Consider the following 20549-nt stretch of genomic DNA (forward strand, 5'->3'; position numbering starts at 1 on the left):
TTCAAAGTGAATGGTTTTTTTCTTGATTTAAATACTGACGTTTACCTTCTTTAACACCAGAAAAGACAAATTTAGCAGGATCATTACTTAGATCCAATTCATAATTATCATCCAAAAGACTAGGCAAACCATTGAATATTTGTTCATACTCTTCAATTGATAATTTCTTTCGACTGTCTAACAGATTATTCATTAACTGTCTCCGATTTTGATCCCTAAAGTGATCTTGTAGCATTCCGGTATAAAACTCGCCCTGAGCCCCAGAACCATAACTAAACACACCAATTTGGTCTCCTACCCTTAAATCTGAAGAATTATCCAGAAGTGAAAGAAGACTCAAATATAGTGACCCGGTATACAAATTGCCAACTCGTTTACTGTAAACCCGACTAGCTTCAAATTCTCTTAACAATTTTTCCTGTTCCTTAACTGAAACTTCAGGAAGGACTTGGCGTAATGCTTTTAACCCCATCTTAGTGTATGGCAAGTGAAAAACGATCGCCTTTAAATCATTAAAAGTAAGATCATGTTTTTTTAAATAATCATGAACCGTTTCATTAAAAAATTTTTCATAAATATCGTTGGAGTAGTGTCCATCCACAACCGCCTCAGTCTTTCCGATTGGCCGCCAAAAATCCATAATGTCTTGAGAATAAACACTACTATCATCGCTTAAAGTCATAATACGTGGATTATTCGACACCGTCATGGCAACCGCTCCACCACCTTGTGTAACTTCGCCAGCAGTTTGAACCCCGTATCTAGCAATATCAGAACCAATCACTAAAGCTTGCTTATCAGGATGCAAATGAACATAGTCTTTAGCCATCTGTAATCCCGCAGTCGCTCCATAGCAGGCTTGTTTAATTTCAAATGCTCGTGCGTGTGAACTCAGTTTTAACAGATTTTGAACATAAATTGCCCCAGACTTAGAGTTATCAATTCCACTTTCTGACCCAAAAATAATTAAATCAATCTTATCTCGATTTTCTTGACTTACAATTTGGTCCGAAGCATTGGCTGCCAACGTAACAGAATCTTGGGTGGAGGGAATGACAGCTTGTTGAGTTTGTCCGATCCCAATTAAATACTTGTTTGGATCTTCATCACGCGCTTTGGCTAAATCCACCATATCAATAAAATAAGTTGGGGTATAAAAGCCAATTTTATCAATTCCAACTTTCACTAATACCACTCCATTTTCAATTTAATTTTCTAAACGTCACTCATGTTTAAAAATGATCAGTTATCTTACCAAAAAAGATGGTTAAAATTAATAAATCAGCTGAACCACCTAAGCTTAAATCTTGATTATCAAAGTTTTCACACATTTTTTCCAGTTGTTCTTTAACTAGAGCGGAATTAAAAGCTTCAGTGTTTAAAATTGAAGTAACCTGCCTGTGTACCTTTTCAACGATTTCAGGCGATCCAGCACGTTTAATCAAATTACTATCTTGACTATGAGCAACAATGTTAAGTAACGCTCGAAGGATCTTTTCATTTTTATTTCCATTAAAAGCGACCAAAGCTGGCAAGCCATGACCTGTCACAGTTTTGAATCCAGCCTCGGCTTCTCCACGAATTCCTGTCATCCCATATTCTAAAAATTGGTGCTCACCAGCGGTTAATTTGCTAGCAGATTTTCTTCTCACCTGCGAAAAGTCTGATTTAACGATTCCAGCAGTCATAGCTTTTTCTACATTAATTATATCTCCAAGTGTAAAGGAAGCTTTAGACTGAGAAAGATAGCCTAGTGCCGCAACAATAATTCCCATTACGAAGATTGCACCCTTATGGGTATTGACACCGTTAGTCTCCCTAAACATGTTTTTTTCAGCTTTAATTCCATCAGGTCGAATCAACTTCAATAATTGACTTAAGTCATCACTTAAAAAATTTTGTCCTCGTAAAAAAGCGGTTTCAAAATAAGGACGCATTGTAATAATGCTGTCAATGAATGTAAAGACATCCATATCAGGATGAGATTTATGAGAAACTGGATCAACCAATCCTGGTTTTGGATTAGAAACAACTTCATCTAACATTGATTCCATCACAGCGTTAACGGTTTTATTTTTTTGACAAATTTTAACTTTCCAATCCATTACCGCATTATTCATATCCGACATTCCTAAAATATATCTCGCTAATTTTTCGTTGCAAATCAGACACGGAATGAGTACGGTTTCTAGCGCATTCTTTAGCATTTCGATCACAAATCAGACATCTTCTGGGTCTCATTTTGACATCAGTCCGGGAGTAATGAGAATGATTATGATCCATTACGTCAATATCAAACAAACGTCCTAAACGATCATGATCTTCAAAATGAATTGCTCGTTTCTTCAAAACAAGCCCATCACCATCAACCACCAAAAACCGTTCTTTTCCCGCATCAGTGTTCCACCCCATTTTATCGATAATTTTCATATTGTACAACTGTGTTTTAAAGAATCGCTTATAGCCAACATCAAATAAGTTCATGATTTGCGGGTTGTTCTTGATGGGACCCGGAATATTTAACTTGATTGACACAATCGTATCCATTGGATACTGCTCCTTTAATCGAGCCTGTATGTGTGCCCGTCTGTCTTTGTTAGCAAGTACAGCTGGGATCCCCTGCACTTTCCCAGTTAAAAAAATATTATCTTCCAACTTATCAAACTCCTTAAAAAAACGGCTCCATCTGCCTTACAGATAGCACCGTCTTTAAAATTAATCTTTTACTTGTCGAATTGAATCAATGATCGTTCCATCCCGATACTCAACCAATCCAACCGTCTTATCAGTATACTTCAGTGGTTCTTCTTTGCCGACAATCTTTTCAGCTTTTTCAGCTAATTCTTGGATGCTGTATACATGCAAACTCGGAACATCCTTAAATTGCTTAATCAGGTCTGGACGATTAGGATTAACGGCGATTCCAAATTCGGTTACTAAGACATCAATCGATTGCCCTGGAGTAACAGCTGTACTAATATGATCTACCACCGTTGGAATGCGACCTCGTACCAGTGGAGCACAGATGATTGTCATCTTAGATGTAGCAGCATCCTGATGTCCACCAACCGCTCCTCTAATTACGCCATCAGAACCAGTTAACACGTTAACGTTAAAATCAGTATCAATTTCCAAGGCACTTAAGACCGCAATGTCTAACTGAGCGACCATTGATCCTTTATTATCAGGATCAGCATACCATGACGCATCAATTTCCTGTTGGTTTTTGTTGTTCTTCATTGAATCAGCAGCGGCTTTATCAAAGTCTTGAACATCCATTAACTTATCAACTAATCCCTCTTCAAGCAAATCAACCATTGGTTTAGTAATTCCACCCAAACCAAACGAGGCATGAAGATGATTATCAAGCATTGCTTGTCTTAAGTAACGAGTAACGGCAAGGGCAGCTCCACCAGAGCCAGTCTGAAATGAGAAGCCATCTTTAAAGTACGGTGAATTAACAATTACTTGATTGACCGCTCTAGCAATGGTCAAATCTTTTGGATCCTTAGTGAAACGAGTAGCGCCAGAGCCAATTTTATTAGGATCACCAACTTTATCCACCTTAACGACATAATCGACTTGTGTTTGTCGAATTGAGGCAGGGGTGTTGGGATAGTCCACCACATTATCAGTTAATAAAACGACTTTATTAGCATAAGCTGCGTCCATTAACGCATACCCTAGTGAACCAAATGCGGCTGGACCTTCCATCCCGTTAGCATTACCACAACAGTCAGAATTAGGAACCCCTAAAAAGGCAACATCGATTTTGATATCACCGTTTTCAATGGCACGAGCACGGCCTCCATGGGATCTGAAAATCACTGGATTTTTAAGAATTCCATGAGAAACTTCGTCACCCAATGAACCACGCATTCCGGATGTGGTGATGTTAGTAACGGTTCCATTCTTGATGGCTTTAATTGCCATATCATTCATTACGCCGGTCAGTGAAGAAGGTGCTAAAGTTAGATCTTTAATTCCAAGGTCCATGATCGCCTTCATCACAAGATTAAAGATGTAATCACCATTACGTAAATGGTGATGAAATGAGATGGTCATCCCATCCCTCACGTTATCTTTAACAACCTGCTTTAAATCATCCTTTAATTTATCATGTCCATCTTGAACCTGGACTTTAGGAGCCGTTCTTTGAAAGACCGGGTTACCAATCCTAGTGGTTTCAAATGGTTTAAAGTGCAGTTCATTCATTAATTTATCGGGTAAATTACGACCTAATTTATTTTCCAATGTAATGACCCTCCTTATCAATCAAGCCAGAAGCTTTAGCTAGTTTCATAACTCTTTCAGCTCTGAGTGCAACTGGTCTATCAACCATCTGTCCGTTCATTGAGATAACTCCTGAGCCAGCTTTTCTTGCTTTTTCAATCGCAGCAAGTACATTCTCGGCGTTCTTAATTTCTTCTTCACTTGGAGCATATACTTGGTTAACTAAAGGAATTTGGCGTGGATTAATAACTGATTTTCCGTCGTAACCCAACTCATGAATATACTCGGTTTCTGCCAAGAATCCCTTCACATTATCAACATCGGTGTAAACCGTATCAAAAGCGGCGATACCAGCTGCTCTAGCAGCATTTAAAATCATATTTCTGGCAAACTGTAGTTCCAAGCCATTTGGATAACGGTGTGTTTTTAAATCCGTTGTGTAATCTTCCGCCGATAAAGCAATCCCAATCATGCGATCAGAGGCTTTAGCAATCTCAAGTACATTCATGACACCTTCAGCGCTCTCAATTGCGGCCATTAAATGAGTGGTTCCAACTGGAATGTTGAACTCCTTTTCAGCGTCAACAACTAGACTCTCCATCTCTTCAACCATTGCCGCACTTTCAGTTTTAGGAATTCTAATAACATCGATGCCAGCCTTAACCATCATTTTGACGTCAGCTTCAAAGAAGTCAGTGTCGAGTCCATTAGTTCTAACAACTAATTCTGCATCACCATAATCAACCGTTTTTAAAGCCTCATAAACTAAGTTTCTTGCAGAATCTTTTTCCGCTAACGAAACTGAGTCTTCAAGATCAAACATGATTGAATCGGCGCCATAGATCCCAGCATCTTTGATCATCCCTGGATTGTTACCTGGAACAAACATCATCGTTCTTCTGAGTCGTTCACCATTTTCAGCCATTATAGTGCCTCCCATGCTGGTTGTTCGCTGTCGCCCACGGCCCGTTGAATTGCGGTAATCGTTCGAGCTTTAATTACGCAATCTAAAGCTCCCTGGTCAACTGCCTTAATATTGACATTATCTAATTCAAATTTGTTAACAACTTCCTTAATGGTAGCAATAATATCATCACCAAACCGTTTCTTAACATCAGATTCAAGATTAATTTGGATTCCGTTAGTACCCTTACTGACTGTGATCTGAATGTCAGAAGATTCCAGCGTTCCATCCATTGCCGTTTTATTAATTCCCATTGATCTTCATTCCCTTCTTAATTCTTTCCTGTAACGAATCCATATGTTTGGTAATAAACTCGTAAGTTGTTTTTGGGACAATCCCTTTAATTGATGTTAACTCACCATTCTTAATGGCCATCCGAACCGTTCGGGCCGAAATCACTTTTCCGGCTTCATCCTGATCTCGTTTAATAACTTTAACTTTGACTTCAGGCGGGAGAACCTTTTCTAAAATTTGATTATAGATTGAGGTCGTTTTGGAATTTGGCTCCGTTCCAAGAAACCGAACGTTAATGCCAAGATCTTTGGCAATCCAATCTTTAAAAATTAATGCATCAATGGTTGTCTGATACCGCACCTTGTCTGCTTGCGCCCCCAAAAAATACGAAGGAAAAGTGGCATAACTTACTAAGTAATCGCCACCCGGAACAACCATCACATTCTTTAAGTCAGAAACGCCCTCTTGAACAAGTTTTAATCGTTCTTGTGACGTAAACAGTGATTTATCAGTACTTACAACAAATACGTAAACGTTATCACTAACTTCTGACGCTTTTTCAACCAAATATCTATGACCATCGGTAAAAGGATTAGCATTCATGACAATCCCGGCATTATTATCAGTTTTATTAACTTTAGGCAGACTTTTAAGATAATCAGTAATACTATAATCACCGGTCTCTAAAAAGGCCGCATCATCACTTTGAACGAGTTCCTTAAACCCAACGTGTTCAAAACTTTCCGCATACATTGGCTTTGTAAAGACAAAGACATGAAAGACTCCACGTTGTCCCAAACTTGTTAAAAGATTCGAAATTACCTTGTTAAAATAAACCCCATTTTCAGTGTACTTATGACAAACACCAATGTACTTCAAAATGTTTCCAGAATATGAACCAGTACCAACTAATTTATTCCCATCAAAAAGTCCAACGGTATAATCTAAGGGATCAACCTCATCACCAGAAAAATTGGCGATGCCAAGTGATTTCAAAAAATCTCTCCACTGATTAAATTGGTCAGGAACCTCTAAATTAATTTCTCTAGTCTCAATATTCATATCCTCAATAATCTCCCGTTTCTACTAACCCATGATTAACATAATAATCGGAATTACGATGATAAAGAGGACTGAGGTAGATACAACCACGTTTGTAGCAAACTTAACGTCACCATGATAAGTTTGTGCCAAAATTGGCAGAACTGCAAGTGAAGGCGTAGCAGCTTGAACAATCAAAGTCTTGGAGAAGGTTGGAACCATTGATGCTCCGAGTTTGAACCCAACAAAAATAATTGCAGCCATGACTAATGGTGAAATCACGAAACGGCCTGCTAAAGTCAAAATGACATCTTTATCAAAATGCATGTTTCTAAGACCAAATGATCTCAACATAATTCCAATATAGATTAATGCAAGTGGAGTAACCAGTGCCCCCAAATCAGTTAAGGTTGTTTGGACAAAATTAACCAATAAATGTTCCTGAAGCCATGGAATATACAAAAATGGAATGGCAACAATGAATCCCCATAATGGAGCCGGAATCAAATGGTGCCAATCAAATTTAGCTTTGGAACCATCTTTAGCGGTTGGATCGTCTGCAGCAATTACCCAAACACCTAACGTCCAAATAATGATCGTATTTACAATATAGTAAACAAGTAAATAAGGGACTGATATCTCACCAAATAAAGCAACGTTTAAGGGCATTCCAATAAAAACGGTATTAGCACCGTTAATACCGGTCATCATCAGTCCTCTTCGACCCTTTTTAACTCTAAATAACTTAACTTCAATCCATGAAATAACGTAGCCTAAAAGGATAGCAAGCACAACATAGATTAATCCAGTTGACAAATTAGCTAGTTGTTCTGGATGAAAATATTTAAGCATTGCCACAAAAATAGAACATGGTAAAGCAACTTTCATAATAATCTTTGAGATTGAACCGGAAAATGATTCTTTAAACCATCCAAGTCCTTGTGTTACATAACCAACTGCAATCATAATTACAATCGCTAGCACACTCTGGATTGATGTAATAAATATTGCCATAATTGCACCTCTTATCCTTTTTCACCATATTTTATAATTGAATTTGTGACTGTTTTAACAACATTTTCATCAAAAACCCCAGGGACAATTTTATCTGGAGTAGGATCAGGAATCATGCTGGCTAACGCGTCAGCAACGACTTCCTCAATTTGGTATGTAACCTTTTTAATTCCACTCTTTAAAAGTCCTTTGAACAGACCTGGGAAAACCAAAATATTATTAACTTGATTTGGATACTTACTAGATCCAGTCGCAATCACTTTAGCACCACCAGCTTTAGCGTCTTGTGGAAGAATTTCCGGAACTGGATTAGCAAGCGCAAAGACAATCGGATCCTTTGCCATTCTTTTAACTTGACTAGTACTTAAAACATTAGCATCTGACAGACCGATAAAAACATCCTGATCATCAATTACATCATCCAGAGTTTGTCCTTCTTTTCCGTTCAAGGATTGGGCAAGTCCAGTTTGATATGAATTATAGTTCTCACTATTTGGCTTAACCACGCCATCGATATCAACCAAAGTAATATTTTTAATGCCAACATGCTCCAGCAACGAGGCAGTAGCGACACCAGATGCTCCAACCCCATTGACGACGATCTTTAAATCTTTCAACTCTTTACCAACTACTTTACTAGCGTTGATTAATCCGGCCAAAACTACAATAGCAGTTCCCTCTTGGTCGTCATGATAGACCGGAATATCTAATGTTTTACTCAAGATATCCTCTAACTCAAAGCATTTTGGTGCCGCAATGTCCTCCAAATGGATCCCAGCAAAGGTATCTTGAATACTTTTAATGTGAGTGGCCATTTTCTTGGCATCTTCCTGATCAATGGCAACTGGTAACGCATTAACATTGGCCAAGTCTTTATATAACAAAGCCTTCCCTTCAACAACCGGAAGCCCTGCAGCTGGTCCGATGTTACCTAATCCTAGAACTGCTGAACCATCAGTAACAACAGCAAGCAACTTTCCACTCATTGTGTACTTGTCCTTTAAACTAGGGTCTTTTTCAATGGCCTTGGAAATCTTAGCAACACCAGGTGTGTAAGCCTCACTAAGTTCTTCACGGTTTTTTACAGGAAATTCTGATTCCATTTCTAGCATTCCCGTGTGCTTTTCATGAATGGAATAAATATTATCAGCCACGTAAACCCCTCCAATTGTTTTTATTTTCACGCAGACACGATTGCTCATATCCGCTTACATTGTGATTATATTAACCAAAGTGCATAAAGTCAACCAAGTTAACACTCTTTAACAAACCCCAATAAAAAACGACCTCATTAAAGTGAGACCGCTATTAAAAGGTTAAGTCTAATAATTCACACGATGATATTTCTTACCATTGTGATTTATTATATTCTTTTCACAAACTTCAACAAAATATCGTTAAACACATCTGGCTGTTCAGCCATAATAATATGCCCCGCATCTTCAACAATCTGATAATGACCATTATGAGCCATCCCAGCTGCAACTTTTGCAAAGTGATAATCAAAAAATGGTGATTTTCTTCCCGCTATAATCATCAATGGAACCTTCAAATCACTCAAAATGTCACGCCAATCTTGAAAAGCATGATCCACTAACAACGAATAGTTTAAGTCGGCGTCATATGGATACTTCTGTTTTAACGATTGAATCTTACTATATAAAAGATCATTAATTTTACTATAAGTCGAACGTCCAAATGGCTGCTTCAAAAGTTCAGGAAAATTACTCCAGTCTAAAGCCTTAAATCCGTATGGCCATGACCGATCCGCAATCATCTTAGGACTCTGATCAACGTCTACAATGGCCTTAATTCCCTTATCAGTAAACAAAGAAACGTACGCAAACATGGTCGCTGCTCCCATTGAATTCCCAAGCAAGATTGGTTCTTTTAATTTTAGTTCATTCTGAATCTCATATAAATCCATCGCATGGCGCGACATTCGTTCATCCTTACTAGTACGCTCAGACATCCCCTGATTTCTAGCATCCACGTTAATAACCCTAAAACCGCTTTCGACTAATTTTTGGACAGTAAGGGTCCAAATCTCTTTATAGCCCCCAATTCCGGTAAGAATCATCACGGGTTGATTGCTTTTATTTCCCTCATCATCATAGTTTAATTCCACATTATCAGAAGTATAAAATTTCATTATCGCTTCACCATTTTCTTTAAGATTTATTTTATATGTTAGCACTTCTCTTACTACTAGATTCGTACCAATACCAAAAATTAATTGGTAGTATAATAACTACGAAAGAAGGGATGATATGAAACGGATTACTTTAACATTTCCAGCACCTGGAAATTCAGATACTAAAACCATTAAAGTTAACGATGACAATCAGTACGTCATGAAATTAACTACCTTAGATAATCTGGCTCCAGATGGCCATTCACTTGAAATTGAATTTCTTCCTAAGACCAGTGAAGATTTTCCAGAACGAGGTACTACCATTTATCTAAATGGTTTTGATAAAACGTTCAAATTGTCAAATGGTGATATTCTAGTAGCAAAAAGCATGTAATAAAAAGGGTCTGTTGATTAAGTCAACGGACCCTTTGGTTTTATTTGTGATCTAACTTATCTTGTGCTTTTTGAGCTGCGACGTTCATGATATTCCATGGACGGTCAAAACCTGGTTGGAAGAAGAAGTCAGCATATGCCAAGTCATCAACGGTCATGTGTTGTTGAATTGCTAATGAAATGGTATTGATATTAGCAGTTACATCTCGTTTCGACATGATTTGAGCACCCTCAACTTCACGAGTCTTTGGATCAAAAGTTAACTTGAAGTAGACTTCTGCATTCAACTTATCATCATGAACAAACGGAGGAACCGCAGTGTCAACAACAAAGACGGATTCAACGTCAACGCCAGCTTTTTCAGCAGTAACATCCTTAAATCCAGTTGAGGCAAACTTGTAATCAAAAACATGAAGTGCTGATGAACCAGAAACTTCAGTAGTCTTACGCTTCTCATCGTTCAGGTTCATGGCAGCTGAGCGACCTTGACGTCTAGCGTTAGAAGCTAAAGCAATGATTTGCTTCTTGCCAGTAGGTGCAAAGGTAACCTCGGTGGAATCACCAACAGCAAAAATATCAGGTTGATTGGTTCTTTGATATTCATCGGTCTTGATCATGCCCTTTTCGTCAAGATCAACTTTACCTTTAAGCCAATCGGTAGCAGGACGAATTCCGGCAGTTTCAATCACTAGATCAGCATCCCATTGGTCACCATTAGTTGAAATAACTGAAGAAACGTTTTCATCATCGTCACCAACGTATTCTTTAACACTTTGGTTCAATGATAATTTTACTCCGTTCTTTTTAAGCTCAGCTTCAAGAATTTTAGTAAACTCTGGATCCAAGTAAGTAGGAAGAATGGTTTTACCAGTATCAACTAATGTAACGTGCTTACCAGCCTTAGCGAATGATTCAGCTGCTTCAATCCCAATGTATCCACAACCAACGACCGTGACGTTGTTGATACCTGGAGTAACTTCAGCTTCCTTCAATTTAATGGCCCAATCACGTCCACGCATTGCATAGATATTACCTAATTCCTTCCCTGGGACTGGAAGTTGGAATGGATTAGCACCAACACTTAAAATTAATTTATCATATTTTTCAGTGCTCTCTTTGCCATCGTTAACGTTTAAAGCGGTTAATGTGTGAGCTTCAGGATCAATATCAGTGATTTCAGTATTAATGTGAACATTTACACCTAATTTTTCCATGCCTTCTGGAGTTGCATAACTTACAGAGTTAACATCTTTTACGACGTTTTGAAGATATAATTCAATTCCACAAGATAGAAAAGATACAAAGTCTCCCTTTTCGTACCATTCGATGTCAGCATCAGGAAAATCTTTTAAAACTCCTCTGACAGCTTCGAATCCACCATGAGATGATCCAATTACAGCTACTTTCATATCTGCTTCCTCCTTCAATTTTTAAATTGTCGTTCTCTATGAACATTTTTATAGTACCACGCAATTACCTAATGAGACTACAAAATGTTCAATATTTAATAAATTATTTGCACACAATTTGATTGAACTACCCATAAGTTAAGCAATTAATAACCGATAAGATAAGTTACTAGTAGTATCCATAGTTTTTGGTATCATGAAGTATAAATTATTAAGGGATGAATTAAAATGAAAAAAATTTATTTTTTGTGTACGGGAAACTCGTGTCGAAGCCAAATGGCAGAAGGATTTGCCAAAAAATATTTCCCGTAAAACTGGCAAATAAAAAGTGCGGGAGTAAAAACTCATGGTTTAAATCCAGTTGCGGTTAAGGTGATGAAAGAACGTGGAATTGATATTTCTCACAACACGTCAAAGCTAATTGATAAAAATTATTTAGTTAAGTGTGATTTAATCGTTACGCTTTGCGGAGACGCTAAAGATAAGTGTCCAGTTACCCCACAATCAGTTGCAAAAATTCACTGGCCACTTAAAGATCCTGCACAATTTAAGGGATCCAAATCAGAAGTAATTGAAACTTTTAGAAACGTCCGCAATCAGATTGACCAATTAGTAAAACAATTGTCAGTTGATGAGACCAAATAAACTAATTATTACACGACAAAGACCTAGATCAACTACTGCAACTGATCTAGGCCTTATTAAATCTTACGATCACTACACATACTAATACTAATTACAAACGTGAAAACAAGTAGTATTAATACATTTAGTTTATCTTACTGCTCTTTTATCACATGGATAACAAATGAAGATTACGAAACTTTGATATCTAGGTACTTAAAAATTTGCTTCCTAATTCTTTGAGATTTAGGACTCATCTCACCATGAATTGCCCGATTTAATTCAACTGGTGAGACATCAACAATTTTTGACATATCAACTTGAGTCAAGTCCTTGTTAATTAAAGCAACTTTGATCTTTTTAAATACTCTTTGAGCATTACGTTCCAATTCAACGTTAGCCATTATTGATCCCTCCTTTCACAATTTATTAATTAAGTTATTGACTATGTCTATCCTTTGGAATAAAATGTAAATATGATGAAAATAATGGACTGTATTTAAACTATTTTCTTCGTGGGAACTAGTTTAGATACTTTTAACCATTGATATTATTCTGGACTGACTGATCAATTACTTAACTAAATTAATTATCAATCATATAAAATAAAATGTCAATGATTTTCTCTATTATTTGAAATAACTTTTTTTTAACCACCAATTTCAGAAAAGGAGAAACAATTTTGACAACAATTGAACGAATAAAGAGACTTTCAAGAATGCGTGGATGGTCACTTCAGTTAGTGGCCCAGAAGGCTGGGATTGGGATTAACAATATTTATACTTGGAACAAGAAAACTCCTAGTACAAAAAGCCTTGGAAAAGTCGCCAAAGTACTTGGAGTGTCGATCGATTACCTATTAGGAAATACTAATCAACTTAACTATCACAATGATAGTACAAGTGCTAAATCAAAAACTAATGAGACAATTGATCTTCCTCTCATTGGCAGCATTGCTTGCGGAAAACCAATCTTTGCTGAACAGAACGTTACCGCGTACTTTCCAACTCTAAAGGAAGGACTGCCAAGTGGTGAGAATTTCTGGTTAAAATGTGACGGAGATTCAATGGCTCCTACCATTCAAAACGGATCATACGTTTTGATTCATTATCAACCAGAGGTGGAAAATGGTGAAATTGCCGCTGTCCTATTAAACGATAACGACGAAGCTACTCTTAAAAGGATTAGTACCCAAAAAGACCAAACCGTCTTAGTTCCTGATAATAAGGAGTACCCACCGATTATCTTGAATAAAGATAATCCAGGCAAAATCATTGGAAAAGCAATCCGGATGCAATCCGAATTATAAGAGCTCAATACAACAAAAGGGCTATCAAAACTTGTGATTTTGATAGCCCTTTTGTTTTGTAACACATATTAAATATTAAAGGAGAGAAGGCATTAGTAGATTACGTAAAAAAGTAAAATACGTCCAATCAATTCTAACTGTAGTAATAAAATAAGGAGTTTCAGTTTATGAATGAGTATATAAATACTGTGTATATAACAAAAAAAGACGATCCTCTTCCAATTATGATAAAAAGATATAATAACAATGGCATTTATGTAACTATCAATATCCAGCTTATTGGATTAGAACAAGGAAAACATAACCTTAAAATCGATGCAAAAAATAAAAATGATAAAAGCATAATGGATAATCATGAGCCCGACATTTTTTAATTTGATCTAAAAGATATTAAAGCAAAGCAGATGTCAAACAACTATATTGCAATGTTTGGAATAGCATTCTCGGCGACTCTAAAAGATGTTCAAAATACACCATATATTAATTTTGAAATCCAATTAGATGAAAATGAGAAAAAAAGTAAATTGACTTTATTTCTTAAAAGGGAGAATTCGTAATGGCTGAAAGTAAAAATAATATTATCTATCGGCCTTTTGAAGGAGAAAAAACGAACAATGATATAATTAATTCAAAGCCAAATGATAATGGAGGTAACGGAAATATGAAAAATTATGTAACACATGATGAATTAAATAGTGCCGTTGATAAACTCAGTAGTAAAATTGATTTACTTGGAAAAGACATTGATATTAAATTTGAAAAAGTAAATACTAAGTTTGCTGAACAAAAAACATGGTTAATTACTACTTTTATAGGAGTAGTTGGAACAATTATAGGAATTATTGGAACAATACTATCAATTTATAAATTCTTTTAAAGAGCCACAAGAAACGTGGCTTTTGTTTTACAAAAACGTCTTAAGAAATAATTAGACTATTTTAAACAAACTTAATATGTCCAATTCCTGATTGACTTAAAAAGCTGTTAATTTTTGGAGGATAATACTATGCGTACTTGCCCAATATGTAATAACAAAATCACTTTATTGCAATTTAATATGCCGGTAAAAGACGGAGATATTTGTGATAAATGTTGTAAAAAGATAGGAATAAATGCTAAAAAAGTTGGAATTGTAACGAGCATGGCCGCTCAAAACTTTGTAACTGTGGAAATGGTAAAAGATGCCATTGCAAACGGAACTACAATAGACCCACTGAAATTAAAAGATGACTACAAACAAAAGAAACGCGAAGAAAAAGAAAGTAAACAACCAAATGGATCATCGCAAAATTCAGAAAGATTCGAACAAATTAAGCAACAATTAGATGAAGCTGGATTAACTGATACGTTTGGTACTAAACGTGAACTCAAAATGTTACCCGAAATTTTAAATGATGATGAAACCATTAAATATGCTACTTCTGGTTTTACTGAAAAAGATTCTCAAACGGTACTGATGGTTCTAACTGATCAACGTATTATTTTTATAAATAAGAATTTGCTTATTGGAAGTCAGACTTCAGATATTCCTATCTCACAAATAAATGGTGTGTCCAAGCATAAAGGAATGGCACTTGGAAGAATTGTTTTAATGAATGGAGTAACAGAAGTTGGAATAAAAAATATCTACAATAACAACGTAGAGATTATGGCTAAAAAGATTAACGAAGAAATTAATAATTCTAAAACTCCAACTGGTAATGTTGTTCAGTCTATTTCTAACGCAGATGAATTACGAAAATTCAAATCCCTTTTAGATGATGGAATTATTACTCAAGAAGAGTTCGACCAAAAGAAAAAACAACTACTAGGTCTTTAATTTTAATAATAGTAATAAAGGAGATATGAATGATGGATATTGGTCTGTTTAATTATTCTTGTAATCATATACGCAGTAAAAAGTTTTAAAAACACCTTACTGATATAAATGTAAACAACTTACGTCCAATTTCTGATCGACGTAAAAAGCTGTTTGTGGAGGACTTATGTATTTTGTAATAGGTTGGATTTTATTTATTTTTTTAGTTGGTCTCACTATCGGAGGAATCAAGCAATCTCTTGATGAAGCAAATAAAGACAACAAAGGTATGTTTTATGCTTCGTTAGTATTTGGATTAGTTGCAACGATGCTTTTAATCTTTTTATTATCAGTTGAAAAATCACTCGAAATTGTTTTACTTATTCTTCTAATAATTGCTTTAATTGTATCGGTATTAGAAATATTTGCCTCAAAATCAAAAAAGATGTGGATAACTTTAAGTGTTGTTTTTGCTGTGTTTGCTTTGATTTCAATGGGACAAATTAGTGCTTACGATCAACAACAGGCTGCTAAAGAACACGAAACAAAAATGGCCAATAAAAAAGCAGCCAAAGAAGATAAGCAAATTGATAAAGAAGTTAAAAGCAAACCAAATAATAGTGATAAAAATATCAATGGCTACAAACAAGCATTAGCTGATCTACCTAGTCAAACTAACGGAGATATCACTAACGCTAAAGTTGATTCAGCTGGAGAAACGGTTGTAACCTTAAGTGATGCAACAGCTAACTTTAATAGTCAACAATTAGAAAATGTCTCACATTCTGCTTATGATGCAATTGAACGAATTATGCAGCAATACAACATTCAAGATTCATACAGTTCAAAGGTAACTAGTTCAATTAGTATTCAAGATGGTTCTGGTAATCAGATTGCTAAAACATCCCTAACAAATAAATACAAATTTACTGGTCAAAAGCAGTAATATTACCCTACTTGGTAGCATGAAGTCAGTTCAATTCTGACTTTAGGGCTTTAATGGAGGTACATAACATGGCTAATTTTCAAAAGCGTGGCAAAGTCTGGCAAGCCCAGTTTAGATATAAAGGTCCAGATAAAAAATGGCATGCAAAATCTAAATCTGGTTTTTCAATTAAACAAGAAGCACAACTATATGCTTCTAAAATGGAATTGAGTAAAAATGATTTCTCTCTACAAAACAGTAAACCTAACTTATTTTATGAATACTTTTGGAATTGGTTTCAAACTTATAAAGAAACATCAGTAACTGAAAGAACTAAAAAGACTTATTTAAGAACATACGGTATTTTAAAGCGATACATCCCTAATGTTCAGGTCGATGCTATCGACCGTAATATTTATCAAAAACTATTAAATGATTATGGTAAAGACCACGCTAAAGAAACCGTTAGTAAATTAAATACAATGGTTCACTCTTGTGTTAAAGATGGTATCTACGATGGTGACTTTGAAAAAGATTTCGTCCAGCGAACCACAATGGTGTACGACCGAAGTAAGACCAGAAGGATTGAATATTTAAATGTCGACGAAATGGAAAGATTGACTAATTATCTGTTAGAGACTAAGAACAAAAACTTTACTTCTAAATATATGATTCTGTTAGCAATTTTCTCTGGGATGCGACTGGGAGAAATTCAAGCACGGATTTGGAAAGATGTTAATTTTAACTTTCGAACTATCAATATTAATAAGTCTTGGAATTCCGTATTAGAAAGTGAATAACCTACTAAAAACGAAAGCTCCAATAGAATTATTCGAATAAATGCTGATATTCTTGAAGTTTTAAAAGAGTTAAAGGAAAATGGCAACAACCATGTTTTTACGAATCAATATAAGACTATACGACTTCCTCAGCCGTCAACAAAACATTGAGGGAATTTTTAAACGAGTTAGGTATAAATTTCTACTCTCTCAGACACACTCACGTAGCTTATTTGCTTGCTAATGGAATTGATAACTACGTCATCAGTAAACGACTTGGTCACTCAGATATATCAACCACAACCCGAGTATATTCATACATGATTGATGAATATCGTCAACAAACTAATGATCAAATCAAAACATCACTAAATAAAATTATCAATAAAAAAAGAGCTACCAGAATTTAATCTGATAGCTCTTTCTATATATCGACCATAAATATTTAGCAGGAGACATCACACCCGGCTTAAATATAAATTTAGTATGGCACACTACTAAAAATTGGTATACCTCCGCTTTTAACCGGTTAACATTTTTTGTTAACAGATTGTTAACAGATTTTTATTTCTCTATAGTTTTCTAACTATCCACAGCTGCTTCTTTTGTTGATATAAAGACGTTTGAGAACTATAGGAAACTATCCAAATTGCCACTAAAAGGCGAGTACAGGATTTGAACCTGCGCGCCGGCTATAAACCGGTTCGCCGGATTTCGAGTCCGGTGCATTACCACTCTGCCAACTCGCCATAATTAACACCACTTAAGTATAATCGTAAAAGAAAAGACAATCAACTTGAGAAGTGTGTTTAATTTAAAATTTAATCATATTTAATCAGACTGAGAATATCATAGTCTTTAATCTTATCGCGACCCTTTAAGTCCATTAATTCGACAATAAAAGCCGTTCCAACTACTACTCCACCAAGATCTTTGACTAACTCAATGGTAGCTTCAATGGTACCACCTGTAGCTAGCAAATCATCAGTCACAAGAACTCTCTGACCTGGTTTAATCGCATCATCATGCAAATAAAGTGATGACTGACCGTATTCCAAACCATATGTAGCTTTGACAGTTTTACCAGGTAACTTCCCTTTTTTTCTTGCAGGAGCAAATCCAATTCCAAGTTCATATGCAACGGGACATCCAACAATAAAGCCACGCGCTTCGGGACCAACAATCATATCAATGTTCTTACCCTTGGCATAGTTGACAATTTCGTCAGTAGCTTGACGATATGCTTCGCCACTTTCTAGTAATGGAGAAATATCTCGAAAAGTTACACCTGGCTCTGGAAAATTAGGATAACTTGCTACATAATCCTTTAAATTAAGGACCATAAAAAATACTTCCTTTCTTATTATCAGTTCCCAATCTTATTAATTATTTTCACCAAATCACTTGGAGAAACGTTAAAAAGAGCATCTTCTACTTTTAATTGCTCTTCTCGCAATTGGTATGTGGGAGAAGTGGACAAGCTTTGCTTGTTTGGATTACTGATACCATTCAAAATTCCATCCCGAATGGTGATAAATCCCAGTTCATTAAATACCTGCAACATGAAAACCAGAATATTGGTTGGAACCTGCAAATGGTTTGCAACCTCACCAACATTCTTTGAAATTTGCACATTTTTATTAGTTTCAACGAACTTAAATAGTTTAGCATACTGTGAACGTTCTGGCATCCCTAAATTTAAAATATGATTCTTTTTATATAAATACAATATAATTTCAGGATTTTGGAAATGATTAACAACGCCTTTTAATTCACCAAGTGTTTCAGGACAATCAACAAGATAAACTACCCCATTAGTAATATCTTTTTTAACATCCGAAGCAAGCATAGCTTTAGACTTCTTACCAACATATGATTTTAATTGTTGATACAAGTTACGATGAAAGAAAATATACGTTCCCGCATTTACAAACATTGACTTAGTTAAGGTAGTAGTCCGTTTGTCAATAACAACGGTTCCGTCAACTTTAAGATCATCAACCATCAACTGAAGATTAGTACGACCCTTCCACTCATTTTCATTCAAGGTCGCTGCTACGTTAATATTAGCTGACAATTTAGAAACTTCAGTAGCAACATCACCCATCCCAAAGTCAATTGCAGAAATCCGTGAATGATTGCCAACAACTTGAAATTTAAGGTGATCATGGGCTTTCCCAATTGCCTGAACATTAGTTAAAGCAATCGGATCAACGTCAAATCGGGGGCATTCATTATCAGTCCCAAATGGACTCAAAGTTTGAATTTGTTGAAATAACTTTTGATCAATTTCATCTGGAGTAACTTTAAAATCAATTTTTAAAGTTGGCTTTTGTGATAAATCAACCTGCTGTTTTGCTGCTGACCGTTCAAACCGCTCAGCTAGTGTTTTTAAATTATCAGCTGGAACCGTTAATCCAACTGCCATCGCATGTCCACCAAATGCATCCATCAGATCACGTTCACTATCTAAGGCTTTAAAAAGATCAAATCCTTTGACACTTCTTCCGGATCCCTTGGCGATCTTATTTTGGTCATCAACACTGACAACAACCGTCGGCTTATGAAATTTATCTTTAACTCGACTAGCTGCAATACCTAAAACTCCAGTATGCCAATCCTTTCCCACAATTAAAAGGGTTTCTCTCTTCTTATTCTCAGGTGAATCAGCTTGAGCGATTGCCTCGTCCGTAATTGAACTAACCAGTAACTTCCTCTGATCATTTTTTTGCTCAGTCTTCTTAGCTAGTTCGTTAGCTTGATCGTCGTCAACCGTAGTAAGCAGATCAACGCCCATATTGGCGTCACCCATCCGTCCAAGTGCATTTAATCTAGGAGCAATGTTAAACCCAATATCTTGTTCATCAACTTTTTCCAAATCAATTCCAAATCGTTTAATAAGGGCTTTTAATCCAGGTCGCACCGTCAAGTGAATGACATTTAATCCAAACTGAACGAGTGCCCGATTCTCTCCGGTTAACGATACTAAGTCAGCAACCGTTCCGATTGCAGCTAAATCTAGTTTATCTTGAGGAATTTCATCCATTAATGCCGTCGCCAACTTAAAAGATACTCCAGCTCCAGAAAGATACTGAAACGGATATTTAGGATCGCCCAACTGAGCGTGAACGATTGCATAGGCGTTCGGCAACTTTTCTGGTAATTCGTGATGATCGGTAATAATCACATCACAACTCAATTTATTAGCTTTCTCAATTGCATCAAAGCCAGCAACTCCATTATCAACAGTAACAATTAACGAAGTTCCACTATCAATAATTTTTTGAAAGGCCTTCACATTTGGACCGTATCCATCTTTAAACCGATTAGGAATATAATAACGAACTTCCGCTCCCATCTCGACTAGCGTTTCATATAAAATGGCGGTACTAGTAAGTCCGTCAGCATCATAATCCCCATAAACGGTAATTTGTTCACCGTTTTCAACTGCCAATTCAATCCGTTCAACCGCTTTTTGCATATCATGCATTAAAAAGGGATCGTTTAAGTCACTAGTATCCGGGTTTAAGTAATGTTGAATCTTATCGACATTATCATAACCACGTTCAAACAGTAAGCTAACAACTAACGGTTCAAGTCCCAAATCATTAGCTAGTTGATTAACAGCATCTTGGTTAAGATTATTTTGTTTTAGCTCCCAATTATACTTTGAAGAAAGCAAATATGGATCC

At 36.1% G+C, this 20549-nt stretch carries 22 protein-coding genes, 1 tRNA gene and 1 pseudogene; 9 read left to right on the plus strand and 15 right to left on the minus strand.

From position 1 onward, the window contains the following. Position 1: 1 nt before the first annotated feature. The 10 genes from AC6UC9_RS03380 to AC6UC9_RS03425 form a co-directional block, all read right to left on the minus strand. Entirely contained in the window at positions 2-1186 is a 1185-nt protein-coding gene (locus tag AC6UC9_RS03380; RefSeq protein ID WP_500699432.1) for a hydroxymethylglutaryl-CoA synthase, read from the minus strand. Positions 1187-1232: 46 nt separating this feature from the next. Beyond that, positions 1233-2120 (minus strand): triphosphoribosyl-dephospho-CoA synthase CitG, encoded by an 888-nt coding sequence (gene citG, locus AC6UC9_RS03385; RefSeq protein ID WP_500699431.1) that lies wholly within the window; start codon positions 2118-2120, stop codon positions 1233-1235. Further along, positions 2113-2655, minus strand: a complete 543-nt coding sequence (gene citX, locus AC6UC9_RS03390) for a citrate lyase holo-[acyl-carrier protein] synthase (RefSeq protein WP_500701142.1) — start codon at positions 2653-2655, stop codon at positions 2113-2115. The genes citG and citX overlap by 8 nt, the downstream gene beginning before the upstream one ends. A gap of 60 nt (positions 2656-2715) precedes the next feature. Beyond that, positions 2716-4215: a citrate lyase subunit alpha gene (citF, locus tag AC6UC9_RS03395; protein ID WP_500693963.1), complete on the minus strand. Its 1500-nt coding sequence runs from the start codon at positions 4213-4215 to the stop codon at positions 2716-2718. Between the two features lie 28 nt (positions 4216-4243). Then, the gene (citE, locus tag AC6UC9_RS03400) at positions 4244-5158 is read right to left on the minus strand and encodes a citrate (pro-3S)-lyase subunit beta (protein WP_500693864.1); all 915 of its coding nucleotides are present in this window, start codon (positions 5156-5158) and stop codon (positions 4244-4246) included. Beyond that, the gene (gene citD / locus AC6UC9_RS03405; protein ID WP_500696622.1) at positions 5158-5451 is read right to left on the minus strand and encodes a citrate lyase acyl carrier protein; all 294 of its coding nucleotides are present in this window, start codon (positions 5449-5451) and stop codon (positions 5158-5160) included. Before citD ends, citE begins: the two co-directional genes overlap by 1 nt. Then, positions 5441-6493 (minus strand): [citrate (pro-3S)-lyase] ligase, encoded by a 1053-nt coding sequence (gene citC / locus AC6UC9_RS03410; protein WP_500695568.1) that lies wholly within the window; start codon positions 6491-6493, stop codon positions 5441-5443. The genes citD and citC overlap by 11 nt, the downstream gene beginning before the upstream one ends. 24 nt (positions 6494-6517) lie before the next feature. Further along, positions 6518-7486 (minus strand): AEC family transporter, encoded by a 969-nt coding sequence (locus AC6UC9_RS03415; RefSeq protein ID WP_500693867.1) that lies wholly within the window; start codon positions 7484-7486, stop codon positions 6518-6520. Positions 7487-7497: 11 nt separating this feature from the next. After that, entirely contained in the window at positions 7498-8688 is a 1191-nt protein-coding gene (locus tag AC6UC9_RS03420; protein ID WP_500701143.1) for an NAD(P)-dependent malic enzyme, read from the minus strand. Between the two features lie 161 nt (positions 8689-8849). Next, positions 8850-9638, minus strand: a complete 789-nt coding sequence (locus AC6UC9_RS03425; protein ID WP_500701144.1) for an alpha/beta fold hydrolase — start codon at positions 9636-9638, stop codon at positions 8850-8852. Between the two features lie 118 nt (positions 9639-9756). On the opposite strand from AC6UC9_RS03425, the gene AC6UC9_RS03430 reads away from it, so the two are divergent. Continuing rightward, positions 9757-10014 (plus strand): hypothetical protein, encoded by a 258-nt coding sequence (locus tag AC6UC9_RS03430; protein WP_500693870.1) that lies wholly within the window; start codon positions 9757-9759, stop codon positions 10012-10014. A gap of 40 nt (positions 10015-10054) precedes the next feature. Here AC6UC9_RS03430 and AC6UC9_RS03435 read toward each other — a convergent pair whose 3' ends face one another. Next, a complete protein-coding gene (locus AC6UC9_RS03435; RefSeq protein ID WP_500693871.1) occupies positions 10055-11422 on the minus strand; it encodes an FAD-dependent oxidoreductase in 1368 nt (455 codons plus the stop codon). Between the two features lie 228 nt (positions 11423-11650). On the opposite strand from AC6UC9_RS03435, the pseudogene arsC reads away from it, so the two are divergent. Continuing rightward, a pseudogene (gene arsC / locus AC6UC9_RS03440) lies at positions 11651-12067 on the plus strand (arsenate reductase (thioredoxin)). Positions 12068-12237: 170 nt separating this feature from the next. Here the strand turns inward: arsC and AC6UC9_RS03445 are convergent. Beyond that, positions 12238-12450 carry a helix-turn-helix domain-containing protein gene (locus tag AC6UC9_RS03445; RefSeq protein WP_500693872.1) on the minus strand — a complete coding sequence of 71 codons (213 nt, stop codon included), beginning with the start codon at positions 12448-12450 and terminating at the stop codon, positions 12238-12240. Positions 12451-12728: 278 nt separating this feature from the next. On the opposite strand from AC6UC9_RS03445, the gene AC6UC9_RS03450 reads away from it, so the two are divergent. The 7 genes from AC6UC9_RS03450 to AC6UC9_RS03480 all read left to right on the plus strand — a co-directional run bounded on the left by AC6UC9_RS03450 (position 12729) and on the right by AC6UC9_RS03480 (position 17267). Then, positions 12729-13355, plus strand: coding sequence for a helix-turn-helix domain-containing protein (locus AC6UC9_RS03450; RefSeq protein ID WP_500695563.1), 627 nt, complete (start codon positions 12729-12731; stop codon positions 13353-13355). A gap of 167 nt (positions 13356-13522) precedes the next feature. After that, positions 13523-13729: a hypothetical protein gene (locus AC6UC9_RS03455; protein WP_500693874.1), complete on the plus strand. Its 207-nt coding sequence runs from the start codon at positions 13523-13525 to the stop codon at positions 13727-13729. Between the two features lie 182 nt (positions 13730-13911). After that, positions 13912-14232 carry a hypothetical protein gene (locus AC6UC9_RS03460; RefSeq protein ID WP_500701145.1) on the plus strand — a complete coding sequence of 107 codons (321 nt, stop codon included), beginning with the start codon at positions 13912-13914 and terminating at the stop codon, positions 14230-14232. Positions 14233-14361: 129 nt separating this feature from the next. Continuing rightward, on the plus strand, positions 14362-15174 hold the full coding sequence (locus tag AC6UC9_RS03465; RefSeq protein ID WP_500701146.1) for a PH domain-containing protein: 813 nt from the start codon (positions 14362-14364) through the stop codon (positions 15172-15174). 166 nt (positions 15175-15340) lie between these two features. Continuing rightward, positions 15341-16099 carry a DUF6056 family protein gene (locus AC6UC9_RS03470; protein ID WP_500701147.1) on the plus strand — a complete coding sequence of 253 codons (759 nt, stop codon included), beginning with the start codon at positions 15341-15343 and terminating at the stop codon, positions 16097-16099. Positions 16100-16167: 68 nt separating this feature from the next. Next, positions 16168-16878 carry an Arm DNA-binding domain-containing protein gene (locus AC6UC9_RS03475; protein WP_500693878.1) on the plus strand — a complete coding sequence of 237 codons (711 nt, stop codon included), beginning with the start codon at positions 16168-16170 and terminating at the stop codon, positions 16876-16878. 146 nt (positions 16879-17024) lie between these two features. Continuing rightward, a complete protein-coding gene (locus tag AC6UC9_RS03480) occupies positions 17025-17267 on the plus strand; it encodes a tyrosine-type recombinase/integrase (protein ID WP_500701148.1) in 243 nt (80 codons plus the stop codon). Positions 17268-17517: 250 nt separating this feature from the next. On the opposite strand, the gene AC6UC9_RS03485 is transcribed toward AC6UC9_RS03480, so the two are convergent. The 3 genes from AC6UC9_RS03485 to recJ all read right to left on the minus strand — a co-directional run bounded on the left by AC6UC9_RS03485 (position 17518) and on the right by recJ (position 20539). Next, positions 17518-17606: transfer RNA gene (locus tag AC6UC9_RS03485), tRNA-Ser, on the minus strand. Positions 17607-17678: 72 nt separating this feature from the next. Beyond that, positions 17679-18200 (minus strand): adenine phosphoribosyltransferase, encoded by a 522-nt coding sequence (locus AC6UC9_RS03490; protein ID WP_500695562.1) that lies wholly within the window; start codon positions 18198-18200, stop codon positions 17679-17681. 23 nt (positions 18201-18223) lie between these two features. Further along, positions 18224-20539, minus strand: coding sequence for a single-stranded-DNA-specific exonuclease RecJ (recJ, locus tag AC6UC9_RS03495; RefSeq protein WP_500701149.1), 2316 nt, complete (start codon positions 20537-20539; stop codon positions 18224-18226). Positions 20540-20549: the final 10 nt, after the last annotated feature.

The organism is Fructilactobacillus sp. X7R4C1 (assembly GCF_059901115.1).